The organism is Stenotrophomonas genospecies 3, from assembly GCF_054473855.1.
Window position 1 is genome coordinate 136,212 of sequence record NZ_JBTMUR010000001.1, and the last position, 23,244, is coordinate 159,455.

The 23,244-nt window shown below is 67.6% G+C and carries 19 protein-coding genes; 11 read left to right on the forward strand and 8 right to left on the reverse strand.

Features of this window, described 5'->3' with window-relative positions:
• Positions 1-85 precede the first annotated feature (85 nt).
• Genes ACX9OT_RS00595 through leuB form a run of 6 tightly spaced genes read left to right on the forward strand, consistent with a single transcriptional unit; the run spans position 86 to position 6,658 of the window.
• Positions 86-1,177 (forward strand): threonine dehydratase, encoded by a 1,092-nt coding sequence (locus ACX9OT_RS00595; protein ID WP_049462521.1) that lies wholly within the window; start codon positions 86-88, stop codon positions 1,175-1,177.
• Positions 1,174-2,760 carry a 2-isopropylmalate synthase gene (locus ACX9OT_RS00600; protein ID WP_049462523.1) on the forward strand — a complete coding sequence of 529 codons (1,587 nt, stop codon included), beginning with the start codon at positions 1,174-1,176 and terminating at the stop codon, positions 2,758-2,760. Before ACX9OT_RS00595 ends, ACX9OT_RS00600 begins: the two co-directional genes overlap by 4 nt.
• A 10-nt stretch (positions 2,761-2,770) precedes the next feature.
• Positions 2,771-3,550: a class I SAM-dependent methyltransferase gene (locus ACX9OT_RS00605; RefSeq protein WP_049462526.1), complete on the forward strand. Its 780-nt coding sequence runs from the start codon at positions 2,771-2,773 to the stop codon at positions 3,548-3,550.
• A 60-nt stretch (positions 3,551-3,610) separates the two neighbouring features.
• Entirely contained in the window at positions 3,611-5,029 is a 1,419-nt protein-coding gene (gene leuC, locus ACX9OT_RS00610) for a 3-isopropylmalate dehydratase large subunit (protein WP_049462528.1), read from the forward strand.
• Positions 5,029-5,607, forward strand: a complete 579-nt coding sequence (leuD, locus tag ACX9OT_RS00615; protein ID WP_006390726.1) for a 3-isopropylmalate dehydratase small subunit — start codon at positions 5,029-5,031, stop codon at positions 5,605-5,607. The genes leuC and leuD overlap by 1 nt, the downstream gene beginning before the upstream one ends.
• Positions 5,597-6,658, forward strand: coding sequence for a 3-isopropylmalate dehydrogenase (gene leuB, locus ACX9OT_RS00620; protein ID WP_049462530.1), 1,062 nt, complete (start codon positions 5,597-5,599; stop codon positions 6,656-6,658). The genes leuD and leuB overlap by 11 nt, the downstream gene beginning before the upstream one ends.
• Before the next feature lie 164 nt (positions 6,659-6,822).
• Here the strand turns inward: leuB and ACX9OT_RS00625 are convergent, their stop codons facing one another.
• On the reverse strand, positions 6,823-7,596 hold the full coding sequence (locus ACX9OT_RS00625) for an SDR family oxidoreductase (protein WP_049462531.1): 774 nt from the start codon (positions 7,594-7,596) through the stop codon (positions 6,823-6,825).
• A gap of 117 nt (positions 7,597-7,713) precedes the next feature.
• Here ACX9OT_RS00625 and ACX9OT_RS00630 point away from each other — a divergent pair, with 117 nt between their 5' ends.
• Positions 7,714-8,619 carry a LysR family transcriptional regulator gene (locus ACX9OT_RS00630; protein WP_049462533.1) on the forward strand — a complete coding sequence of 302 codons (906 nt, stop codon included), beginning with the start codon at positions 7,714-7,716 and terminating at the stop codon, positions 8,617-8,619.
• Between the two features lie 312 nt (positions 8,620-8,931).
• On the opposite strand, the gene ACX9OT_RS00635 is transcribed toward ACX9OT_RS00630, so the two are convergent.
• Together ACX9OT_RS00635 and ACX9OT_RS00640 are read right to left on the reverse strand one after the other, a co-directional pair.
• Positions 8,932-12,093, reverse strand: coding sequence for an efflux RND transporter permease subunit (locus ACX9OT_RS00635; protein ID WP_100437662.1), 3,162 nt, complete (start codon positions 12,091-12,093; stop codon positions 8,932-8,934).
• A 4-nt stretch (positions 12,094-12,097) separates the two neighbouring features.
• The gene (locus ACX9OT_RS00640) at positions 12,098-13,228 is read right to left on the reverse strand and encodes an efflux RND transporter periplasmic adaptor subunit (RefSeq protein ID WP_032129094.1); all 1,131 of its coding nucleotides are present in this window, start codon (positions 13,226-13,228) and stop codon (positions 12,098-12,100) included.
• Positions 13,229-13,347: 119 nt separating this feature from the next.
• Between ACX9OT_RS00640 and ACX9OT_RS00645 the strand changes: the two genes are divergently transcribed.
• The 3 genes from ACX9OT_RS00645 (at position 13,348) to ACX9OT_RS00655 (ending at position 16,187) form a co-directional block, all read left to right on the forward strand.
• Positions 13,348-14,028, forward strand: coding sequence for a TetR/AcrR family transcriptional regulator (locus tag ACX9OT_RS00645; protein ID WP_049398377.1), 681 nt, complete (start codon positions 13,348-13,350; stop codon positions 14,026-14,028).
• Between the two features lie 136 nt (positions 14,029-14,164).
• Complete coding sequence (locus tag ACX9OT_RS00650) at positions 14,165-14,812, forward strand: protein-L-isoaspartate O-methyltransferase family protein (RefSeq protein ID WP_049460781.1); 648 nt, start codon at positions 14,165-14,167, stop codon at positions 14,810-14,812.
• A gap of 16 nt (positions 14,813-14,828) precedes the next feature.
• Entirely contained in the window at positions 14,829-16,187 is a 1,359-nt protein-coding gene (locus ACX9OT_RS00655; protein WP_049460783.1) for a TolC family outer membrane protein, read from the forward strand.
• A gap of 100 nt (positions 16,188-16,287) precedes the next feature.
• On the opposite strand, the gene ACX9OT_RS00660 is transcribed toward ACX9OT_RS00655, so the two are convergent.
• Together ACX9OT_RS00660 and waaA are read right to left on the reverse strand one after the other, a co-directional pair.
• A complete protein-coding gene (locus tag ACX9OT_RS00660) occupies positions 16,288-17,505 on the reverse strand; it encodes an APC family permease (protein WP_459000550.1) in 1,218 nt (405 codons plus the stop codon).
• A 229-nt stretch (positions 17,506-17,734) separates the two neighbouring features.
• Positions 17,735-19,033 carry a lipid IV(A) 3-deoxy-D-manno-octulosonic acid transferase gene (waaA, locus tag ACX9OT_RS00665; RefSeq protein ID WP_049398381.1) on the reverse strand — a complete coding sequence of 433 codons (1,299 nt, stop codon included), beginning with the start codon at positions 19,031-19,033 and terminating at the stop codon, positions 17,735-17,737.
• Between the two features lie 60 nt (positions 19,034-19,093).
• On the opposite strand from waaA, the gene ACX9OT_RS00670 reads away from it, so the two are divergent.
• The gene (locus tag ACX9OT_RS00670; protein WP_049398382.1) at positions 19,094-20,011 is read left to right on the forward strand and encodes an LpxL/LpxP family Kdo(2)-lipid IV(A) lauroyl/palmitoleoyl acyltransferase; all 918 of its coding nucleotides are present in this window, start codon (positions 19,094-19,096) and stop codon (positions 20,009-20,011) included.
• 146 nt (positions 20,012-20,157) lie between these two features.
• Here ACX9OT_RS00670 and ACX9OT_RS00675 read toward each other — a convergent pair whose 3' ends face one another.
• The 3 genes from ACX9OT_RS00675 to ACX9OT_RS00685 form a co-directional block, all read right to left on the reverse strand.
• Positions 20,158-20,607: an REP-associated tyrosine transposase gene (locus tag ACX9OT_RS00675; protein ID WP_049460787.1), complete on the reverse strand. Its 450-nt coding sequence runs from the start codon at positions 20,605-20,607 to the stop codon at positions 20,158-20,160.
• 203 nt (positions 20,608-20,810) lie between these two features.
• Entirely contained in the window at positions 20,811-22,142 is a 1,332-nt protein-coding gene (locus ACX9OT_RS00680; protein ID WP_049460789.1) for an O-antigen ligase family protein, read from the reverse strand.
• Positions 22,123-23,238, reverse strand: a complete 1,116-nt coding sequence (locus ACX9OT_RS00685) for a glycosyltransferase (protein WP_032129103.1) — start codon at positions 23,236-23,238, stop codon at positions 22,123-22,125. Before ACX9OT_RS00685 ends, ACX9OT_RS00680 begins: the two co-directional genes overlap by 20 nt.
• Between the last annotated feature and the right edge of the window lie 6 nt (positions 23,239-23,244).

A 23,244-nucleotide genomic window follows, 5' to 3' on the forward strand; every position in this document is an offset into this window, starting at 1 on the left:
GTAGCGACCACGGTGCCGGTACGGAGGCGTCTTCTTCGCCGCCCGTGCCCGCATGCGGCGGTCTTCTGCACTGCGCTGGTGGCCCATGCCGGCCGCTGACACCAGCCAGGAAAGCGATGTCGGCGACGTAAGCGTCGCCGACGTACTGGCGGCGCAGGCTCGTCTGCGCCGCTTCCTGCCGCCCACCCCGCTGCACCATGCCGAACGCTTCGGTACCTGGCTGAAGCTGGAGAACCTGCAGCGCACCGGTTCCTACAAGGTACGCGGCGCATTGAATGCGCTGCTGGCCGGCCGCGAGCGCGGCGATACCCGGCCAGTGATCTGCGCCTCGGCCGGCAACCATGCCCAGGGCGTGGCGTGGGCGGCCTACCGCCTGGACGTGCCGGCCATCACCGTGATGCCGCATGGCGCGCCCGCCACCAAGATCGCCGGCGTCGCCCACTGGGGCGCGACCGTGCGCCAGCACGGCACCAGCTATGACGAGGCCTACGCCTTCGCGGTCGAACTGGCACAACGCCACGGCTACCGCTTCCTGTCCGCGTTCGACGATGCCGATGTGATCGCCGGCCAGGGCACGGTCGGCATCGAGCTGGCCGCGCACGCGCCGGATGTAGTGATCGTACCGATCGGCGGCGGCGGCCTGGCCTCCGGCGTTGCGTTGGCGCTGAAATCGCAGGGCGTCCGCGTCGTTGGCGCGCAGGTGGAAGGCGTCGATTCGATGGCCCGCGCGATCCACGGTGACGTGCGCGAGATCGCCCCCGTTGCTTCGCTGGCCGACGGCGTGCGGGTGAAGATTCCCGGCTTCCTGACCCGCCGCCTGTGCACCTCGCTGCTGGACGATGTGGTGATCGTGCGCGAAGCCGAACTGCGCGAAACCCTGGTCCGCCTGGCATTGGAAGAACACATCATCGCCGAGGGCGCCGGTGCGCTGGCGCTGGCCGCCGGCCGCCGCGTCGCCGGCCGCCGCAAGTGCGCGGTGGTCTCCGGCGGCAACATCGATGCCGGCGTCCTGGCCGGCCTGCTCACCGACATCCGCCCGCGCCCGCCACGCAAACCACGGCGACGGCGCAGCGAAACACCGCGCTCGCCCGCCAAGGCCAGCGCCATCGCTTCCCCCACCTCTTCCCCTTCCCCCCTGCAAGCCGTCGCACCCGCTGTCGAGGAGATTTCCCTGTGACCACCATCGAACGAATTACCACCCCGCGCATCCGCATCTTCGACACCACCCTGCGTGACGGCGAGCAGTCCCCCGGCTGCAGCATGAGCCCGCCGCAGAAGCTGGTGATGGCGCGTGCGCTGGACGAACTGGGCGTGGACATCATCGAGACCGGCTTCCCGGCCAGCTCGCAGTCCGACCGTGAGGCGATGGCACTGATCGGCCGCGAACTGCGCCGCCCGAGCCTGACCCTGGCGGTGCTGTCGCGCTGCCTGCAGGCCGACATCGAAACCTCCGCACGTGCGCTGGAGGCCGCTGCCAACCCGCGCCTGCACGTGTTCCTGTCGACCAGCCCGCTGCACCGCGAGCACAAGCTGCGGATGACCCGCGAGCAGGTACTGGAGTCGGTACGCAAGCACGTATCGCTGGCCCGGTCCTATATCGACGATGTCGAATTCTCGGCCGAGGATGCCACCCGCACCGAGCTGGACTACCTGATCGAAGTCGCGCGTGTGGCCATCGCTGCCGGCGCCACTACCATCAACCTGCCCGACACCGTCGGCTTCACCACGCCGGAAGAGATCCGCGCGATGTTCCAGCAGGTCATCGCCGGCGTCGCCGACGTGCCGAATGCCGCCAATGTGATCTTCAGCGCGCACTGCCACAACGACCTGGGCCTGGCCGTGGCCAACTCGCTGGCCGCCATCGAAGGCGGTGCACGCCAGGTCGAGTGCACCGTCAACGGCATCGGCGAGCGCGCCGGCAACTGTTCGCTGGAAGAGATCGCGATGGTGCTGAAGGTGCGCCAGGCCTTCTACGAGCAGGACAGTTCGATCAACACCCCGCGCATCGTCGGCACCTCGCAGCTGCTGCAGCGCCTGGTCGGCATGCCGGTACAGCGCAACAAGGCCATCGTCGGTGCCAATGCCTTCGCCCACGAATCGGGCATCCACCAGCATGGCATGCTGCGCCACCGCGGCACCTATGAAATCATGCGTCCGGAAGACGTGGGCTGGGAGGATTCGCAGATGGTGCTGGGCCGCCACAGTGGCCGCGCCGCTGTTGAAGCGCGCCTGCGTGCGCTGGGCTTCTGGCTGGACGAAGACGAACTGAAGCTGGTGTTCGAGCAGTTCAAGGGCCTGTGCGAACAGCAGCGCGTGGTCACCGATGCCGACCTGCAGACGCTGATGCAGGGTGGCTCCAACGCGCAGGGCTATCGCCTGGCGTCGATGACCATCAGCGACGTCGGCAGCCGCGCCAATGCACTGGTCGAACTGTCCGACCCGGACGGCAACCGCGTAGCCGAGACCGCGCAGGGCGATGGCCCGGTCGATGCACTGTTCGGCGCGCTGTCGGCCGCTACCGGCGTGCAGCTGATGCTGGACAGCTACCACGTGCACAGCGTCGGCATCGGCGCCGATGCGCGCGGCGAAGCCAATCTGAGCGTGCGCCACGAGGGCGTGGAGTACGACGGCACCGGCACCAGCAAGGACATCATCGAAGCCTCCGCGCTGGCCTGGCTGGATGTGGCCAACCGCCTGCTGCGCCAGCGCCAGGCTGCCGCCCACAGCAACACCGACGTTGCCACCCCCGCCACCGCCTGAGGACCCCGCCATGAGCGCCTTCGACACCCCCACCCCGGCCAGCGCCGCTGGCCAGCAGTGGAACGCCCAGGATTATGCGATCGACGCCGGCTTCGTGCCGCTGCTCGGCGGCGCGGTATCGCGCCTGCTCGACCCGCGCGCCGGTGAACGCATCCTCGACCTGGGCTGTGGCGATGGCGTGCTCAGCACCGAGCTGGCGCTCAGCGGCGCGCACATCCACGGTGTGGATGCCTCACCGGAACTGGTGATCGCCGCGCGTGCGCGCGGCGTCGATGCGCAGGTGATGGATGGCCACGCGCTGTCGTTCGACAGTGAGTTCGATGCGGTATTCAGCAACGCAGCGCTGCATTGGATGAGCAACCCCGACCGGGTGATGGAAGGTGTGCGCCGCGCACTGCGCCCGGGCGGCCGCTTCGTTGCCGAGTTCGGCGGGCATGGCAACGTGGCCACGATCATCGCGGCGGTGCAGGCTGCACGCGCGGCCCATGGCCACGGCGCCAGCGCATTCCAGTGGTACTTCCCCACTGCCGATGCCTACGCCGACCGCCTGCGCCAGCATGGCTTCCAGGTGCAGCTGATCGAGTGCACGCCGCGCCCGACTGCTCTGCCGACCGGCGTGGCCGGCTGGCTGCGTGTGTTCGCCGCACCGCTGCTGGACGATCTGCCGGCCGAGGCACGCGCCACCGTGCGCGAGGCCGCCACCGTTCTGCTGGCCGAGCTGCCGCGCAACGCCAGCGGCCAGCCGCTGGCCGACTACGTGCGGCTGCGGGTGCTTGCCCGTCGCCGCTGACTTGACCGTTCCGTTTTCTTTACTGATGTTCGCTATTTCGTACTTCTGCCAGGCACACGCATGACTTCCGCACCCCGCACCCTGTACGACAAACTGTGGGACGCCCACGTGGTTGTCCCTGAATCCGACAGCGCGCCCGCCGTGCTGTACATCGACCTGCACCTGATCCACGAGGTCACCTCGCCGCAGGCGTTCACCGAACTGCGTGAGCGCGGCCTGTCGCCGCGCCGCCCGGATCGCACCAAGGCGACGATGGACCACTCCACGCCGACCCTGCCGGCCTCTGCCGACGGCACGCTGCCCTACGCCAGCGCCGCCTCTGAAGCGCAGGTCGCCACGCTGGCACGCAACTGTGCCGAGCACGGCATCGAGCTGTTCGACATGGCCTCGGACAACCGCGGCATCGTCCACGTGATCGCGCCGGAACAGGGCTTTACCCAACCCGGCATGACCGTCGTCTGTGGCGACAGCCACACCTCCACCCATGGTGCGTTCGGTTCGCTGGCGTTCGGCATCGGCACCAGTGAAGTCGGCCACGTGCTGGCCACGCAGTGCCTGCTGCAGCGCAAGGCGAAGACGCTGGCGATCACCGTTGATGGGCCGCTGGCACCCGGCGTTGGCGCCAAGGATGTGGTCCTGCACATCATCGGCGTGATCGGCGTCAATGGTGGCACCGGCCACGTCATCGAGTTCCGTGGCAGCACCATCGAAGCGATGGACATGGAACAGCGCATGACCCTGTGCAACATGTCGATCGAGGCCGGCGCACGCGCCGGTATGGTGGCCCCGGACCAGGTCACCTTCGACTTCGTCGCCGCGACCCCGCGCGGCCCCAAGGGCGCCGACTTCGACGCCGCCGTGGCACGCTGGCAGCAGCTGCGCAGCGATGACGGCGCGCATTTCGACAGCGAAGTGCACATCGACGCTGCCGACATCCGCCCGACCCTGACCTGGGGCACCCATCCGGGCACCGCGATCGCAGTGGATGCGCCGATTCCGGCGGCCAACGATGCCGCCGCACAGAAAGGCCTGGACTACATGCATTTCCAGGCCGGCAAGGCGCTGGCCGGTACACCCGTGGACGTGGTGTTCGTCGGCTCATGCACCAACGGCCGGTTGAGCGACATGCGCGAGGTCGCACAGGTCCTGCGCGGCCGTCGTGTCGCTGACCGGGTGCGCATGCTGGTGGTGCCCGGTTCGGAAATCGTCAAGCGCGAGGCCGAGGCCGAAGGCATCCATGAGATCGTGCGCGCGGCCGGCGCCGAATGGCGCGAGCCGGGCTGTTCGATGTGCATCGCCATGAACGGCGATCTGGTCGCTCCCGGCCAGCTGGCCGTGAGCACCAGCAACCGCAATTTCGAAGGCCGCCAGGGCCCCGGTTCGCGCACGCTGCTGGCTTCGCCGATGAGCGCCGCCTGGGCCGCGGTGAACGGGCACGTCGCCGATACCCGCGAACTGTTCGCACAGGAGGTGGCGTGATGGCCGGTTTCCGTACCCTGACCTCGTCCAGCGTGGTACTGGCGCAGACCAACATCGACACCGACCAGATCATCCCGGCGCGGTTCCTGTCCACCACCGAACGTGCCGGCCTCGGCCGCAACGCGTTCAATGACTGGCGCTGGCAGGCCGACGGTTCCCCGGTGGCCGACTTCGCCTTCAACCAGCCACACAACGCCGGCCGCAGCATCCTGCTGGCGGGCCGCAACTTCGGCTGCGGTTCCTCGCGCGAGCATGCACCATGGGCGCTGACCGACCTCGGCCTGCGTGCCATCGTCAGCAGCGAGATCGCCGACATCTTCCGCGGCAACTCGCTGAAGAACGGCCTGCTGCCGATCGTGCTGGACGAGGCCGATGTGCAGGCGCTGATGCAGCGCCCGGACGACGAGCTGACCATCGACGTGGCCGCGCGCGAACTGCGCACGCCAGATGGTCGCGTCTATTCCTTCCCGCTGGATGGCTTCTCGCAGACCTGCCTGCTGGAAGGTGTCGACCAGTTGGGGTATCTGTTGGGCCGTGTCCCTGAAATCGAACGCTACGAGAGTGAGCATGCACGCTGAAATTGTTGTCCTGCCCGGTGATGGCATTGGCCCGGAAGTGGCCGCCGCGGCAGTCGCCGTCCTGAAGGCCGTCGCCGAACGCTTCAACCACACCTTCACCTTCAGCGAGCACGACATCGGTGGCGTCGCCATCGATCGCCATGGCGAGCCACTGCCCGCCTCTACGTTGACCGCCTGCCAGGCCGCCAACGCCGTACTGCTGGGTGCAGTCGGCGGCCCGAAGTGGTCCGACCCGAATGCCAAGGTGCGCCCGGAGCAGGGCCTGCTGGCGATCCGCAAGGCGCTGGGCCTGTATGCCAACCTGCGCCCGGTGCGTACCCATGAAGCCGCCCTGCACGCCTCGCCGATCAAGGCCGAGCTGCTGCAGGGGGTGGACTTCGTGGTGGTGCGCGAGCTGACCGGCGGCATTTACTTCGGCGACAAGACCCGCGACGCCGACAGCGCCAGCGATCTGTGCCGCTACACCGTAGCCGAGATCGAGCGCGTGCTGCGCAGTGCGTTCCGTCTGGCGCAACAGCGTCGCGGCAAGGTCACCTCGGTGGACAAGGCCAATGTGCTGGAAACCTCGCGCCTGTGGCGTGACGTGGCCGCGCGCATCGGCCGCGAGGAGTTCCCGGACGTTGCGCTGGAGCACCAGCTGGTCGATTCAATGGCGATGCACCTGCTGGCCAAGCCGCGCGAGTACGACGTGATCGTCACCGAGAACATGTTCGGCGACATCCTCACCGATGAGGCGTCGATGCTGGCCGGCTCGCTGGGCCTGCTGCCCTCGGCCTCGCTCGGCGAACCCGGTGCGGTCGGCATCTACGAGCCGATCCATGGTTCGGCCCCGGACATCGCCGGCAAGGGCATCGCCAATCCGTACGCGACGATCTTCAGCGCCGCGATGCTGCTGCGCCATTCGCTGGGGCTGGAAGCGGAAGCCGCCGAGGTGGAAGCCGCCGTGCACGCCGTGCTGGACGATGGCGTGTTCACCGCCGATCTGGCGGCGAAGGGCCAGGCCGTCAGCACCGCTGCCGCCACCGACGCGGTGCTGGCCAAACTCAACTGATCCGATAGCGCCACGCCATGCGTGGCGCCCCTCCCTTTGGACATTGTGCGCAGCCACCCATGGGGTGGCTCTACTGTAGATCCACGCCATGCGTGGATGCGCCATCCGTGCCAACCAAGGTTGGCACCCACCACCGCAGTAGAGCCACGCCCTGCGTGGCTGCTTTACTTGGTGGTGTAACCGCCATTGACGAGGATGGTCTGCCCAGTCATCCACCAGCCATCGGTCACGAGGAAGCGGATCCACGGCACGATGTCGGCGATGTCGGTCAGGCCGGTGCGGGTGAAAGGCGACAGTGCCGCCGCGGTCTTGTGGTACGCCTGCGCATCGGCACTCTCGGCCGGATAGAAGAACGGCGTGTCCATCGGACCGGGGCCGATCGCGGTCACCGAGATGCCACGCTCACCGAACTCCTTGGACGCCGCGCGGGTGAAATGCTCGACCGGTGCCTTGGTGCCGGCATAGCTGGAATAGAACGGCGTGAACGCACCCAGCAACGAGGTGACCAGAGTGCAGATGCGGCCGCCGTCGTTGACGTGGCGGCCGGCCTCCCTCAGGAAGAAGAAGGCAGCCTTGGCATTGACCGCGCTCATCTCGTCGTACTCGGCTTCGCTGATCTCCAGCATCGGCTTCTTCAGCACTTTGCCGACGGTATTGATGGCGATGTCCGGCCGGCCGACTGCAGCCACGGCATCGGCGAACAAGCGCTCCATCGCTGCGGCCGAAGTCAGGTCGCCCTGCAGCGCCACCGCCTTGCTGCCAGCGGCCTGCACGGCGGCGACCGTTGCTTCCGCATCAGCCTGGGTGGCGGCACTGTTGTAGTGGATGACGATGGCTTTGGCGCCCTGGCTGGCGAAGTCGCGGGCGATCAGTCCGCCCAGGTTCTTGGCGCCACCGGCGATCAGCACGGTCTTGCCCTTGAGGGAATGGTCGGTCATGGCGTTTGTCTCAGGAGGGGGCTGCCCGGGGTGGCAACCCTGCCCTGACGACGATATCGTGCAGAAAATGCGGATAAAGCCCGCCACATTGACTTAACTTTCCAGAGTAGGCGAACAATGGACCGGATCGATCGCTTCCGCATCTTCACCCGGGTGGTGGAATGCGCCAGCTTCACCCGCGCCGCCGACCAGCTCGGCCTGCCCCGCTCCACCGTTTCCGCGGCGGTGGCCGAGCTGGAGCAGCGGCTCGGTACCCGCCTGCTGCAGCGCTCGACCCGGCGGGTCTCCACCACCCACGACGGCGACGTGTTCCATGCCCGCTGCCTGCGCCTGATCGCCGAAGTTGAAGACGCCGAATCGCTGTTCCGGCAAGTCGATGCGCAGCCGGTGGGCCTGCTGAAGATCGATGTGCCCAGCCGGATCGGCCGCCGCATCCTCGCCCCGGCCCTGCCCGACTTCTTCGCGCGCCATCCACAGGTGGAAGTGGACCTGGGCATGACCGACCGCGCGGTGAACCTGATCGAAGACGGCTGTGATGCGGTGCTGCGGGTCGGCCAGCTGGGTGACTCCAGCCTGGTGGCCCGCATGCTGGGACAGCTCGACTTCGTCAACGTCGCCGCGCCGGCCTACCTGCGCGAACACGGCGTACCGCAGCATCCTGCCGACCTGCAGCAGCACCGCGCGGTGAACTACGCATCGCCGACCACGGCGCGGGTGGAACCGTGGGAATGGCAGGACGGTGGCCAGCTGCGCACGCTGCCGATGCCTGGCTGGGTACGGGTAAACAGCGCCGAGGCCTCGATCGCGTGCTGCGTGGCGGGGCTCGGCCTGCTGCAGATTCCGCGCTACGACGTGCAGGCCGAACTGCAATCTGGTGCGCTGGTGGAAGTGATGCCACAGCACGTGGCGCAACCGCTGCCGGTGACCCTGTTGCAACCGCATCGGCAGCACCGCGCGCAACGCGTGCAGGTGTTCATCGAATGGCTGTTGCCGGTGCTGCGGAGCGGCCTGCAGCTGCAGTAGATCCACGCCATGCGTGGATGCGTGCAACAGTGCCAACCAAGGTTGGCACCTACCAGGGCCAAGACCCGCTGCGGTAAATCCACGCCATGCGTGGATGCGTGCATCAGTGCCAACCAAGGTTGGCACCTACCAGGGCCAAGACCCGCTGCGGTTAATCCACGCCATGCTTGGATGCGTGCAACAGTGCCAACCAAGGTTGGCACCTACCAGGGCCAAGACCCGCTGCGGTAGATCCACGCCATGCGTGGATGCGCGCAACAGTGCCAACCAAGGTTGGCACCTACCAGGGCAGTGGCCGCCGAACCCGGGGCGTTACGCCCCGGATTCGTCCGGCTTGACCCGGAACCACGCGGCGTACAGCGCCGGCAGGAACACCAGGGTCAGCACCGTGCCCACGATCAGGCCACCCATGATCGAAATCGCCATCGAGCCATAGAACGCACTGCGCGAGAGCGGAATCATCGCCAGCACAGCCGCCAGCGCGGTCAGCACGATCGGGCGGAAGCGGCGCACCGTGGCATCGATGATCGAATGCCAGCGGTCATGCCCGGCATCGATGTCCTGCTGGATCTGGTCGATCAGGATCACCGAGTTGCGCATGATCATGCCGGCCAGTGCAATCGTGCCCAGCAGCGCCACGAAGCCGAACGGGGCGCGGAACAGCAGCAGGAACAGGGTCGCACCGATGATGCCCAGCGGCGCGGTCACCAGCACCATCGCCGCACGCGAGAAGCTGCGCAGCTGCAGCATCAGCAGCGTGGCCACCACCACCAGGAACAGCGGCATGCCGGCCTTGATCGAGTTCTGGCCACGTGCCGAATCCTCCACGGTACCGCCGGTTTCCAGCAGGTAGCCATTCGGCAGCTCGGCACGGATGCCATCCAGCGTCGGCAGGATCTGATGCACCACGTCCAGTGGCTGCATGCCATCACTGATGTCGGCGCGCACGGTCACCGTCGGCAGACGGTTACGGTGCCAGATGATGCCATCCTCGAAGCCGTACTCCATCGTCGCCACCTGCGACAGCGTGATGCTGCCGCCGTTGGCGGTCGGCATCGACAGGCTCGACAGCAGCTCCAGCTGGTTGCGTTCATCGGCCGGCCCGCGCAGCAGCATCTCGATCTGGCGGTTGCCTTCGCGATACACGCTCACCGACTGCCCGGCCAGCGAGCTGGACAGGAACTGGCTGACCTGGGCACTGCTCACACCCAGCGCGCGCGCACGCTCCTGGTCGATCACCAACCGCACCACCTTGCTCGGCTCGCTCCAGTCCAGGTTGACGTTCATCACGTGCGGGTTCTCACGCACCTTGGCCTCGACCTGTCGTGCGATCGCCTGCACCTTCTCGATGTGCTCGCCGGAAATACGCATCTGCACCGGATAGCCGACTGGTGGGCCGTTCTCCAGGCGGGTCACGCGCATCTGCACGTCCGGGAACTTCGGGATCACCTCATGCAGCAGCCAGTCACGGGTGCTTTCGCGCGACTTGATGTCCTTGGCCAGCACCACGAACTGGGCGAAGTTGGTGGCCGGCAGCTGCTGGTCCAGCGGCAGGTAGAAGCGCGGCGAACCGGTGCCCACGTAGGACACGTAGTTGGCGATGCCATCGCGGTTGGACAGCAGCTTCTCCAGCTTCTCGGCCTGGGCCTGGGTCGAGCGCAACGACGCACCCTCGGCCAGCTCGATGTCCACCATCAGTTCCGGCCGGGTCGAATCCGGGAAGAACTGCTGCGGCACGAAGCGGAACATCATCAGCGAGAACACGAACAGGGCGATGGTCGCGGCGATCACCCACCAGCGGTGGCGCAGGCAGCCATCGAGGAAGCGACGGAAGCTGCGATAGAACGGGCGCTGGTACGGATCATGGTCGTGCCCGTGCTGCGGCGGCGCGATCAGGTTGGCCAGCGCCGGATAGCGGTCGGCCCACTGCTGGCGCTTGGCCAGCCAGCGCGCGGACAGGCTGCCCGGCTTCGGCGGCTGCGGATTGAACAGGTCCGGCAGCATCTTGTCGCCCAGGTACGGGATGAACAGCACCGCGGCAATCCACGACACCACCAGTGCGATAGTCACCACCTGGAACAGCGAGCGGGTGTACTCACCCGTGCTCGATGCCGCCGTGGCGATCGGCAGGAAGCCGGCCGCCGTGATCAGCGTACCGGTCAGCATCGGGAACGCGGTCGACTCCCAGGCGAAACTGGCCGCACGCAGGCGGTCGTAGCCCTGCTCCATCTTGGTGGCCATCATCTCCACCGCGATGATCGCATCGTCCACCAGCAGGCCCAGCGCCAGCACCAGCGCGCCCAGCGAGATCTTGTGCAGGCCGATGTCGAAGTAGTGCATGACGAAGAAGGTCATCGCCAGCACCAGCGGAATGGTCACGCCCACCACCAGGCCGGTGCGCAGGCCCAGCGAGAAGAAGCTGACCAGCAGCACGATCACCACCGCTTCGGTCAGCACCTGCACGAACTCGCCGACCGACTCCTCCACCGATTGCGGCTGGTCGGACACCTTGCGCAGCTGCATGCCGGCCGGCAGGGTCTTCTGCAGGCGTTCGAACTCGGCATCAAGGTTGGCGCCAAGCTTGAGAATGTCACCGCCGTCCTTCATTGCCACGGCCAGGCCGATCGCCTCCTCGCCCATGAAGCGCATCTTCGGCGACGCCGGGTCGGCGAAGCCGCGCTTGACCTCGGCGATGTCGCCCAGGTGCACGGTGCGGTCGCCAGCGCGGATCGGGAACTGGCGGATGGCGTCGATGTCGTTGAACTGGCCGGTCACGCGCAGCTGCACGCGGTCGGTGGCGGTCTCGAAGAAGCTGGTGCCGGTGACCGCGTTCTGGTCGGCCAGTGCCTGCTGCACCTGCTGCATCGACACACCCAGCGTGGCCAGGCGGGTGTTGGACAGCTCGATCCACACCTTCTCGTCCTGCAGGCCGACCAGGTCGATCTTGCCGACGTCGGGCACGCGCTGCAGCTCCAGCTGGATACGGTCGGCGTAATCACGCATCACCGCGTAGTCGAAGCCCTTGCCGGTCAACGCATAGATGTTGCCGTAGGTATCACCGAACTCATCATTGAAGAACGGACCGACGATTTCACGCGGCAGTGTCGGGCGGATGTCCCCCACACGCTTGCGCACCTGGTACCAGAGGTCGGGGATCTGCTTGGACCGCAGGCTGTCGCGCGCCATGAAGATGATCTGCGACTCGCCCGGCCGAGAATACGAGCGGATGAACTCGTACTCGCCGGTATTCATCAGCGCCTTCTCGAGCGGCTCGGTCACCTGCCGCGAGACCTGTTCGGCGGTAGCGCCCGGCCACAGCGTGCGCACCACCATCGCCTTGAAGGTGAACGGCGGATCCTCGGACTGGCCCAGATGCTTGTACGACCACGCGCCGATCAGCGCGAACGCCAGCATCGCGAACAGCACCAGGGGTCGGTTGGCCAGCGCCCACTCGGAGAGATTGAAGCGGCGCACCGGCTTACTCCTTGGCCTTGGCGGCTGCGGCCGGCGCGGCCGGCTTCAGCACCGGACGGTTCTGCCGGTCCACGGCGATCACCGGCTGACCGGCACGCAGCAGATGGCCACCAGCAGCAACCACCCAGTCACCTGCGCTCACGCCGGACAGCACCGGCACGGTCTCACTGCCAAACGCACCGGTGGTGACCGCTGCAGCCTTCAGCGTGCTGTTGGCCGGGTCGACCAGCCACACGCTGGCGGTACCGTTGGCACCGCGCTGCAGCGCGCCCAGCGGCAGCTGCAGGGTGCCGTGGCGGCCGGCGCTGCTGTAGACGCGTGCGCTCTGGCCCAGTTCGACATCGGCCAGCGCATCGGCGGCCAGGCTGACCCGGGTCGCGTAGGTACGTGCCTGCGGATCGGCGGCGGCGGCGATCTCGCGGATCGTGCCCGGCAGGCGCTGGCCAGGACGGTTCCACAGCTCCACCTCGACCGGCTGGCCCACCGCATAGTCGCGGATGGTGGCCTCGGGCAGGTCGATCAGCACTTCGCGCCCGCCATCGGCGGCCAGGTTGAAGATGGTCTGGCCGGCCGACACCACCTGCCCGGCCTCGGCCTCGCGGCTGGCGATCACGCCGTCGGCCGGTGCGCGCAGCTGGGCGTAATCGGCCTGGTTGCGCAGCACATCGAGGTTGGCGCGGGCGGCGTTGGCCTGGCCCTGCGCGGCCTTGAAGGCGGCGGACTGCTGGTCCAGCTGCGAGCGGCTGACCAGTTGCTGGTCGGCCAGCACCTGGTAGCGCTTGAGGTCATCGCGGGCACGTACCAGATCGGCTTCGGCCGCAGCCAGCTGCGCCTGCGAGGCGCGGGCCTGCAGCGCGAAGTCGGCCACGTCCAGCTCGGCCAGCACATCGCCCTTCTTGACCCGCTGCCCGGCATCGACATGGCGCTTGACCAGGTTGCCACCGACGCGGAACGACAGCGGGCTTTCCTGCCGGGCACGCACCGTGCCCGGGAACGCCGCCGGGGCCTGCCCGGCCTGTTCGCCGGGGTGAACCACCAGCACCGGTACGGCCGCCTGTGGCGCCTGTTCCTGTCCCGAACAGGCTGCCAGCGCAGCCACCCACACCATACCGCCCATCCAGCGCACGATCTTCATCGGTCAACGTCCTGAAAACGCAGGGTTGCAACTAAGGGGGGAGCCGCGACTGCCGGCCCAATTTAATAAACCGGCCGGTATAGTATAAATATCGAACCGCTTGGTCTAGTATTGTCGCGATGAGTTCTCCCACTTCCCGCAAGCCGTCGGCCAAGCCCGCTGCCAAGGCCGCCGGACCCGGGCGTCCCAAGGACCTCGGCAAGCGCGCGGCGATCCTTGAAGCAGCCAAGGCACTGTTCATCGAACAGGGCTATACCGGCGTGAGCATGGACACCATCGCCGCTCAGGCCGGCGTCTCGAAGCTGACTGTGTACAGCCACTTCGGCGACAAGGAAACCCTGTTCTCCGAGGCCGTGCAGTCAAAATGCATTGAAATGCTGCCTGACGCGCTGTTCGTGGCCGACGCGGACGGCCCCCTGCGCGACCAGCTGATCGGCATCGGCCTGGCCTTCTTCGAGCTGATCACCTCCGACGCAGCGATCTCGATCCAGCGCATGATGATGGCGCCGGAGACCGACGAACGCCTGCGCGAGCTGTTCTGGCAGGCCGGCCCGGAACGTACCTGCGAGGCCCTGGCCGATTTCCTGCGCGCGCGCGGCGAACGCGGCGAACTGGACATCCCCGACTATTACCTGGCTGGCCAGCAGTTCCTGACCCTGGTCAAGGGCGAAGTGCACATGCATATGATGTGCGGCATGCCACTGTCACCGGTGGAGTGCGACCCTCTTGCCCATGTGACCGCCAGCATCGACTTCTTCCTGCGCGCCTATGCGCCGCGAGGGGCCGGGACGGCCGGATAACCAAAACTGAACGAACCGGAGGTCGCGATGACTTCCGGCACTGCGACCCCGGCCACCCGGCAGCTGATGCTCTGGGCGCGCCGCCGGCCTCCGGCACCGGTAAAATGGCCGGCCCACTGCGCTGGATTTGAACCTCATGACGATTGATTACGCCCACGCCCGCGAACTGATGGTGGAACAGCAGATCCGTCCCTGGGACGTGCTGGACATCAAGGTGCTCGACGTCCTGGCCCGCCTGCCGCGCGAGGCCTTTGTCGCCGATGCACACCGGGCACTGGCCTATGCCGATGTTGAACTCCCGATCGGCCATGGCCAGAAGATGATGAAGCCGGTCATCGAGGGCCGTACCCTGCAGGCACTGGATCTGCAGCCGGGTGACGAAGTGCTGGAAATCGGCACCGGCAGCGGCTTCCTGGCAGCCTGCATCGGCGCGCTGGCGCGCGACGTGCTGAGCCTGGAGATCGACCCGGAACTGGCCGCCGCCGCGCGTGCCCGCCTGGACGCTTCCGGCCTGGGCACCAACGTCCGCGTGGAAGTGGCCGACGCCCTGTCCTGGCAGACCGAACGCCGCTTTGACGTGATCTGTGTCACTGGTGCGGTCGACGTGGTGCCGTCACAGTTCGCCTCGTGGCTGCGTCCGGGTGGTCGCCTGTTCGTGATCCATGGCCGTTCGCCGGCGATGGAGGCCCTGCTGGTCACGGCCGACGGCAGCACCGAGTCCCTGTTCGAGACCGATATCGATTACCTGCGTGGTGCCGCCCCGGCCCCCCAGTTCCACCTCTGAGTCCAAGGAAGCCGCAATGATCCGCCGATCCCTCGCTGTTGCGCTGGCCACTGCCCTGCTGCCGTTGTCCGCCCATGCCGCCGACCTGCTGCAGGTCTACGAAATGGCGCGCAATGGCGATCCGCAGCTGTCCGCCGCCGAATCCACCCGGCTGTACGACAAGGAAGGCGCCGTGCAGGCCCGCGCTGCCCTGCTGCCGCAGATCAACGGCCAGGCCACGCTGAACCGCTCGCGCAGCGAGGCGGACCATGACGCCAACTCCGGCACCGTGACCAGCAAGCGCCGCAACTACACGATCGAAGGGAGCCAGACGCTGTTCAACTGGACCCAGATCAACAACCTGCGTTCGCAGCGCGAGCTGAGCAAGGCGGCGGACTTCACCCTCGATTCGGCCAACGACAGCCTGATCGTGCGCACCTCGGCGGCCTACTTCAACGTGCTGGTGGCGATCGAATCGCTGAACGCCGCACAGACCAATGAAGCGGCCGCGAAGAAGCAGTTCGACTTCGCCGACAAGCGCCTGGAAGTGGGCCTGGCGCCGATCACCGACGTGCACGAAGCACGCGCCCAGTACGACCAGGCGCGTGCCAACACCATCGTTGCGCAGAACACCCTGGCCGATAACTACCAGGCCCTGACCGAACTGACCGGCCAGCCGGTGGTCAACCTGCGCGGCCTGCCGGCGGACTTCCGCCCGGAAGTGCCGGCCAACCGTGGCAACATCGATGAGCTGGTGCACCAGGCCACCAACCAGAATCCGGCGCTGAAGGCCCAGGAACTGAAGGTCAGCGCCGCCGAGGCTGGCGTGCAGGCCGCTCGTGGCGGCCATTACCCGACCCTGTCGCTGGGCGGAAGCTGGGGCAAGAGCGCAACCTGGGGTGACAGCACCGGTGCCGGCTCGTTGTCGCCGGATGCACGCACCAACAGCATCGGGCTGACCCTGAGCGTGCCGATCTTCGCCGGTGGCGCCACCCAGTCCGGCGTCCGCCAGGCACTGGCCCAGCGTGACATCGCCCAGGATGGCTACGAGCAGCAGAAGCGTGCCCTGGACCGCAACACCCGCAATGCCTACCAGACCCTGGTACAGGGCATCAGCGAAGTGGAAGCCCGCCGCCTGGCGGTGGTCTCGGCGCAGAGCGCGTACGACGCGTCGCAGGTCGGCCTGGAAGTCGGTACCCGTACCGTGCTGGACGTGATCCAGAACCAGCGCATCCTGTTCTCGGCGCAGCTGGATTATGCACAGGCCCGCTACACCTTCCTGCAGAACCGCTTGCTGCTGAGCCAGTCGCTGGGTGCGCTGGACGTGGCCGAGCTGCAGGACGTGAACCGCCTGCTGACCCAGGACGCGGGCAACCCGTCGACGACCACGCACTGAGTCGTCGCCCTGCCGGCAACGAAGAAGCCACCCGCGAGGGTGGCTTTTTTGTGGGCAGCGCGTACGGCCCCACCCAGGCATGGCGCAGATCCGCCGGCCGTCAGCCCGGCCACGCGCCTGCCCGCTCCACTGCGGCCAGCACGCACAGCGCCGCGGCCAGGGGCGCAAGCACCATCGCAGCCCCCGGCATAGGCGCGCGCACACGCAGTGCTGCCAGGCACAAAGCCGCCATCACCAGCAGGGTGGCCGGGCCCGGCAGCACCGGCAATGCATCGACGGGTGTTCCCAACGCCAGCAGCGCCGCCAGCACCACGGTGACTGGTATCAGCCGCGTCCGGAACCCGGGCGCTTCATCCGCGGCCACAGGCCAGAGCTGCGCTGCCAGATGTGTGGCCAACGACAACAGCACCAGCAACAGTGCTGCCAACCCGGCCATGCCCGCCAGCGGCAGCAACGGCAGCAGCCACTGCAACTGCGGATGGCCCTGCAATGCCACCGACAACGGCCGCGTACTGGCCAATGCCGGGAACTCGACCAGGCCGGCCTGCAACGCCGCCAGCACGATCAGCAGCAGCATTGCCAGCAGCAGCGCGGCCGCCAGCAGCCCTGGTGACCGCGCACGCACCTGCGGGCCACGCCCAGGAAACCCCAATGCCAGACCCACACTGGCAAACACCGCCAGCAAGGGCACGCTTGCCGCCAGCACCCCGACGGGTCCAAACCGATAGGGCGCGGTGGCGTCCGGCAGCCACGGGATCCAGTTCGCGTAGTGCACGTGGCGGACCGCCAGCGCCAGCAGCAACAGCCCTACACCGATCTTCGCCGTCAACAGCACGCAGACCATCAGCGCGATGCGACGCGGAGGCAGCAACACGAACGCACCCAGCACCAGCAGGCTGGTGACGGCCATCACCGGATCCGGCAATGCGCTGCCGGTTTCAATACCGCGACTGGCAAACACCGCACGCGCGTGGCCCGCCATGGACTGCGCCACGCCGGCGCTGGTCACCACCAGCTCCAGCAGCAGCACAGCACCCAGCAGGCGCGCGACTGCCGTGCCCCAGGCGGCCCGCAGCGGGCCGTACAGGCCATCGGCTTCCGGCTGCTGCTGGTTCAGCTCGTGCAGGCAATACAGCATCGGCGCTGTGCCCAGTGCGGCCAGCAGCAGACTCAGTACGATGGCCGGGCCGGCCTGGGCGGCGGTGTACTGGCCGACCAGGGCGATCACGCTGCCCCCCAGCACCAGGGTCAACGCCACCAACGCGAAGTGATCCATTCCCAGCAGCGCGTGCCGGCCACGGCGGTTGTCGCTGTCCATCGCAAGCCCTCTTGATTCCGCCCATGCGCGGTCGACAGCAGGCTGGCAGCCTGCGCCAAAGGGCGGTATCAGAATCCGTACCGTGCGCATCGCGATGTGACCACAAACACGTTCGCAGCCACGCATCCGGTCCTGCTGCGACAGGAATCCGGTTGCTAAGCAGAATTGATGCAGTCGATCACGTCAGTCGGTCCACGTAGTGTCCGCCCTGGCGGTGTTGCTGCCCGGCTCAGCTGCGCGGCGGCGGCAGATGTGGCGCGACCAGCGCCAACGTGCGCTGCAGGGCACCGCGGCCATTGCTGACCAGCGTGCATCCAGCACGGGCCATGTCCTCGCGCGCCGCTGCGTCGCCCAGCAGGTGCTGCAGCAGGTCACCTACCGCCTGCACGTCCTCGCCGATCAGCAAGGCACCGGCCTCACGCATGCGCCGTGAGATCTCGGCGAAGTTGTGCAGGTGCGGACCGGTCACAGCGGCAGTGCCCATCGCCGCCGGTTCCAGCAGATTGTGGCCACCGATCGGCTGCAGGCTGCCGCCGACGAAGGCGACCTGCGCGCAGGCATAGAACGGCATCAGCTCGCCCAGGGTGTCGATGACGAATACATCCGTGCCGGCCTCCGGCCATTGCTTCGCGCGACGGGTCGTCACGTTCCAGCCCTGCTCGCGCGCCAGCGCCTCCACCTTCGGGAAGCGCTCGGGGTGCCGCGGCGCCCACAGCAACAACAGGTCGGGGTGCTGCTGGCGCAGGCGCCGATGCAGGTCGATCACCGCCTGCTCCTCACCATCGTGGGTACTGGCCGCGATCCACACCGGGCGCCCGGCGGGCACGCAGGCGTGGAACTGCTCGACGAAGCCCTGCACATCCGGCGTGGCGATATCGAACTTGAGGTTGCCCAGCGCCTGCACCTGTTCACGCGCAGCACCCAGCTGCACGAAGCGCTCGGCGTCGTCCTGCGACTGCGCGGCCACGCAGGTGACCGTGCGCAGCGCACGGCGGATCAGCGCCGCCAGCACCCGGTAACCGCGCAGCGAACGCGCGGACAGGCGGGCGTTGAGGATGTAGACCGGGATGCGACGGTCGCGGCAGCCGAACAGCATGTTCGGCCACAGCTCGGTTTCCAGGATCAGTGCCAGGCTGGGCTGGAAATGGCCGAGGAAGCGGTTGACACTGCCCGGTACGTCGTACGGCAGATAGACGTGATCCAGCGCGTCTCCCCACAGCGCGCGCACGCGCTCCGAGCCGGTCGGGGTGATGGTGGTGATGACCCAGCGGATGTCCGGACGCTGCTGGCGCAGGGCATTCACCAGCGGCGCGGCGGCATTGACCTCGCCCACCGAGACCGCGTGCAGCCAGACCCGCGGCTGGCCGGTCGGCTGCGGATACGAGGCATAACGCTCGTCCCAGCGCCGGAAGTATTCACGGACCCGGAAACCGCGCCAGACCAGGTGGTACACGGTGATCGGCAGCAGGATGTAGAGCACGGCCGAGTACAGGCCGCGCAGGATCCATTCGACAGGGTCTTTACGCATGCGGCAAGGATACGGGAGCCCCCCGGGAAAGACACGCAGCCGGGTTGGTAGAATGGCGCCATGTCCGATGCCACCACCGCCGTCCGCCCGTCGCTGCGCGATCCCCGCAACTGGCCGATGTTCGCCGCCATGCTCGGCGCCTTCGCCATCGCCCGCCTGCCGTGGATGCTGCAGCGTGCGCTCGGCCGGGGCGTCGGCTGGATCAGCTGGCGCCTGCTCGGCAGCCGCCGTCGCGCCGCCGAGGTCAACCTGCAGCTGTGCTTCCCGGAGAAGGACGAAGCCTGGCGCCAGCGCCTGGTGCGCGACAGCTTCGACGCGCTGGGCGTGGGCGTGCTCGAGTGCATCCGCGCCTGGTGGGGCAGCATCGACCGCATCCGCCCGCAGGTGAAGATCGAAGGCCTCGAGCATCTGCGGCAGATGCAGGCCGAAGGCCGCGGCGTGCTGCTGGTCTCCGGCCACTTCATGACCCTGGAGATGTGCGGCCGCCTGCTGTGCGACTACGTTGACCTGTCTGGCATGTACCGCAAGCACAAGAACCCGGTGTACGAATGGGCGGTGAAGTTTGGCCGCCTGCGTTATGCCAAGGCGATGTTCGCCAACGAGGACATCCGCGCGACCGTGCGCCACCTGAAGAAGGGCGGCTTCCTCTGGTATGCGCCGGATCAGGACATGCGTGGCAAGGACACCGTGTTCGTGCCGTTCTTCGGCCATACCGCATCCACCATTACCGCCACCCACCAGCTGGCGCGGATGACCGGCTGCGCGGTGATTCCGTACTTCCACCGCCGCGAGGGCGGGAAGTACTTCCTGAAGATCGGCGCACCGCTGGAGAATTTCCCCAGCGAGGATGTGGAAGCCGATACCACGCGGGTCAACCAGGCCATCGAAGAAATGGTGCGCGAAGCCCCGGACCAGTACCTGTGGATCCATCGGCGGTTCAAGCGCCAGCCCGGCGGCCGGAGCGATTTCTACAAGTAGCGGTGGGAGGGATGGCTTCATCCACGCATGGCGTGGATCTACTGCCTTGTGCGGCTTCATCCGCGTATGGCGTGGATTCAATGACGTGGGGCATTCTGAAGTAGATCCACGCCATGCGTGGATGCTCTTCGATTCCGTGCCGGGATTCACAACGGCCAGCGGCACCAGGCGTACGGGTACTCCCCCACCACGCACGCCAAGCCCGCACGGACCGGATTGGCCAGGATGTACATCGCCTTTTCGTGAAGGGATTCATCGCTGCGTACGGCGTGATCGTGGTAACCGTGCTGCCACAGCGACCCTCGCCGCTCCAATCGCCGATTCAGCAGCCGGCTGCTGCGTGATTTGAGCAGGGCCATGCACTCGGCCAGGGTTCCCCCGCGCAATTCCATCAACCAGTGCAGATGGTCGGGCATCACCACCCAGGTGAAGCTGTGGCTCACCCCCTTGCGCTCTACGAAGCGCAGTGCCTCAACCAGAATCGCTACGTTGGAAGCATCGGCAAAGAAGGGTTCACGATCGAGGGTTACCGTAGTCAATGAATAGACGTTACCGGTGCAGGAGTAACGACCGTAGCGGAGTCTTGGGCTGGCCATGGCCTCAGCGTGCGATACACACGGAGGCACGGCTAGTGGAGGTTGGCGCGTGTTTGCGTCGGTAAAGCCCCATCCACGCATGGCGTGGATCTACTACGGCGACGTTCGTTCGGTGACCGCCCCATGCACGCCATGGCGTGGATCCACCATGGGGACGTTTGTTCGGTACGTGGAGTAGAGCCACGCCATGCGTGGATGGGCGATCACACCACCGTCGGCGTGTCATCCGTTTCGCGGGCCAACAGGCTGCCGGCGAACAACGCGGCCAACAGCACGGTCAGGCCACCCCAGAACGCGGAATAGAACGCCAGGTGCGTGTTAAGCGGGAACACGGTGACCGCCAGCGCCAGCATCGCAGGGCGCGCGCGGTCACGGGCCGCGGGCGGTGCGAAACGCCAGGCGCGCCACGCCTGGGCGACGGCGGCCAGCCACAACAGCAGGCCCAGCACGCCGGTTTCGGCAAGGATTTCCAGCACGATCTGATGGGCATGCAACGCCGGGGCATCGCCCCACACCGCCGGTTCGTCGCCAGACACGCAGGCCGGATAGGCATCGCGGAAACCGCGCGCGCCGACCCCGTTGATCGGGTGCTCTTCAATCATGCAGGCCGCGGCGTCCCAGATCCGCGCGCGCCCCGACAACGCCTCGTCGACACCGCGTTCGCTCCCCTCCCAGGCCATCGCCGTACGTGCGAAGCGCTCACGCAGCTGCGGCACGCTGGCGGTCAGCACACCCGCTCCGAGCACAGCGACCAGCCCCAGCAGCACCAACCGCTTCCAGCCGAACTGGCGCACGCCGCTGTAGGCCAGCACCAGCGCGAAGGTGATCCACGACGCGCGCGAGCCGGCCAGCAGCAGCACGCAGCCCAGCGCCGCCGCAGCCAGGACCCACCCTGGATTGCCGAAGCGGCGCGCCAGCGGCAGCAACAGGAACGGTGAAAGGCTGGCCAGCACCTGGCCGAACTTCAGGTTGCACGGCCCCAGCGCGCCACTGAGGCGATCGACCCATGCTGCCTCGCTGGCCGGGCACAACGCGTGACCGCTTACTGCAAACTTCAGTTGCTCAAGTGACCAGAACCACGGACTGGTACCCACGACCGCCTGCACCAGTGCATCCAGCGTCCACGCAGCGGTAATCAATGCGAGGCCACCGAAGGTCAGCCGCCGGCGTTCCGGCGTGGCCACGGCGATCGCCACCAGCCACATGAAGGGCAGATAGCGCAGGCCGGCGGCCGCCTTGGTCCACGACGCCGCCGGATCGATCGCATCGAAGGCGGAGAACGCCTGCGGCAGCCAGTAACCGAGGAACAGGATCGAGGTCAGCGCCCACGCGGCGGGTGTCAGCAGGTGCGGGCGGCGCTGCAGGCGGCGCATGATCATGCGCACCGCGGCATACAGCGCGCCAAGACCCAGCACGGTTTCGGCGATGCCCGGCAACGGCCACAGCGCCACGTACGCCAGCACCCACCAGGGCGCCCAGCGCCCGGCGCGGTCCTCGCGCACGAGGGTTGCGGGGTCAGCCGGCGAGGTCGGCATAGAGGCGGAGGGTGTCGCGCTGCATGGCCTGCAGGGTAAACGGGATGCGGGTCGGCAAGGACGGCGGCTGCGCCAGCAGGGCCAGCGCACGTTCACCCAGCGCCCGTGCATCGCCCAGCGGCACGGCGCCGGCCGGCTGCAGCTGCTGCAGCAGTTCGCCGACGCCGCCATGGTCCCAGCCCAGTACCGGGCGACCGACCGACAACGCTTCTACCACGGTGCGGCCGAACGCTTCGGGCTTGTCCGACAGCTGCAGGACCAGATCGCTGGCCGCATAGGCCTGGGCGATGCGCGCGGTCGGCGTGCTGATCTGCACGGCGTCGGTCACGCCCAAAGCAGCCGCCTGCCGGCGCAGGTCGGCCACGTAGGCTTCACGGCCGGGTTCATCGGTGCCCAGCATCCACAGCTGTGCCGGCACACCGGCCGCGCGCACATCCGCCAGCAACTGCAGCGCATGAGCATGCCCCTTCAGCCGGGTGCCCCGCCCCGGCAGCAGCAGCAGCGGGCCCTCAACCTGCGCCAGCCACGGGTAATCGGCTGCCAGCGCCAGTCGTGGCCGACGGTCGGCGCGGGCCACGCGGGGAAACTGTGCGACATCGACGCCGCGCGGAATCACCTGCAGCCTCGCTTCGGGAACCGTGGGGTAGTGCCGCTGCACATAGTCGCGCACGGTATTGGACACGCAGATCACGCGTTCACCGCTGGTCATCACCGCGCTGTAGCGGCTGGGCGAGTTCAACCCGTGCACGGTGGTCACCCAATGCGGGCGCTGTGCGGCAGGCATCGCGCGGATCGCGTACAGGCCCAGCCAGGCCGGCAGCCGCGAACGGGCATGCACGATGTCGGCGCCAACTTCAGCGAACAGGCGGCGCAGGGTCGGCAGGTGGCGCAGGGTCAGCAGCGATTTGCGGCCGATATCAAGGGTGAGGTGCTCGGCACCGCTATCGAGCAGCGGCTGCACCAGGCGGCCACCGGCGGAGACCACCAGCGCACGATGGCCGGCAGCGACCAGGGCCGCAGCAATTTCCAGGGTCGAGCGCTCGACACCGCCGGAGTGCAGCGCCGGCAGCAACTGCACCACGGTCAATCGGCGCATCGAAGG

Excerpts from the sequence above, each read along its gene's own strand:
- ACX9OT_RS00595 (WP_049462521.1), top strand. The coding sequence starts at position 86 with ATGCCGGCCGCTGACACCAGCCAGGAAAGCGATGTCGGCGACGTAAGC.
- ACX9OT_RS00605 (WP_049462526.1), top strand. The coding sequence starts at position 2,771 with ATGAGCGCCTTCGACACCCCCACCCCGGCCAGCGCCGCTGGCCAGCAG.
- leuC (WP_049462528.1), top strand. The coding sequence starts at position 3,611 with ATGACTTCCGCACCCCGCACCCTGTACGACAAACTGTGGGACGCCCAC.
- leuD (WP_006390726.1), top strand. The coding sequence starts at position 5,029 with ATGGCCGGTTTCCGTACCCTGACCTCGTCCAGCGTGGTACTGGCGCAG.
- leuB (WP_049462530.1), top strand. The coding sequence starts at position 5,597 with ATGCACGCTGAAATTGTTGTCCTGCCCGGTGATGGCATTGGCCCGGAA.
- ACX9OT_RS00625 (WP_049462531.1), bottom strand. The coding sequence starts at position 7,596 with ATGACCGACCATTCCCTCAAGGGCAAGACCGTGCTGATCGCCGGTGGC.
- ACX9OT_RS00630 (WP_049462533.1), top strand. The coding sequence starts at position 7,714 with ATGGACCGGATCGATCGCTTCCGCATCTTCACCCGGGTGGTGGAATGC.
- ACX9OT_RS00640 (WP_032129094.1), bottom strand. The coding sequence starts at position 13,228 with ATGAAGATCGTGCGCTGGATGGGCGGTATGGTGTGGGTGGCTGCGCTG.
- ACX9OT_RS00645 (WP_049398377.1), top strand. The coding sequence starts at position 13,348 with ATGAGTTCTCCCACTTCCCGCAAGCCGTCGGCCAAGCCCGCTGCCAAG.
- ACX9OT_RS00650 (WP_049460781.1), top strand. The coding sequence starts at position 14,165 with ATGACGATTGATTACGCCCACGCCCGCGAACTGATGGTGGAACAGCAG.
- ACX9OT_RS00655 (WP_049460783.1), top strand. The coding sequence starts at position 14,829 with ATGATCCGCCGATCCCTCGCTGTTGCGCTGGCCACTGCCCTGCTGCCG.
- ACX9OT_RS00660 (WP_459000550.1), bottom strand. The coding sequence starts at position 17,505 with ATGGACAGCGACAACCGCCGTGGCCGGCACGCGCTGCTGGGAATGGAT.
- waaA (WP_049398381.1), bottom strand. The coding sequence starts at position 19,033 with ATGCGTAAAGACCCTGTCGAATGGATCCTGCGCGGCCTGTACTCGGCC.
- ACX9OT_RS00670 (WP_049398382.1), top strand. The coding sequence starts at position 19,094 with ATGTCCGATGCCACCACCGCCGTCCGCCCGTCGCTGCGCGATCCCCGC.
- ACX9OT_RS00675 (WP_049460787.1), bottom strand. The coding sequence starts at position 20,607 with ATGGCCAGCCCAAGACTCCGCTACGGTCGTTACTCCTGCACCGGTAAC.
- ACX9OT_RS00680 (WP_049460789.1), bottom strand. The coding sequence starts at position 22,142 with ATGCCGACCTCGCCGGCTGACCCCGCAACCCTCGTGCGCGAGGACCGC.
- ACX9OT_RS00685 (WP_032129103.1), bottom strand. The coding sequence starts at position 23,238 with ATGCGCCGATTGACCGTGGTGCAGTTGCTGCCGGCGCTGCACTCCGGC.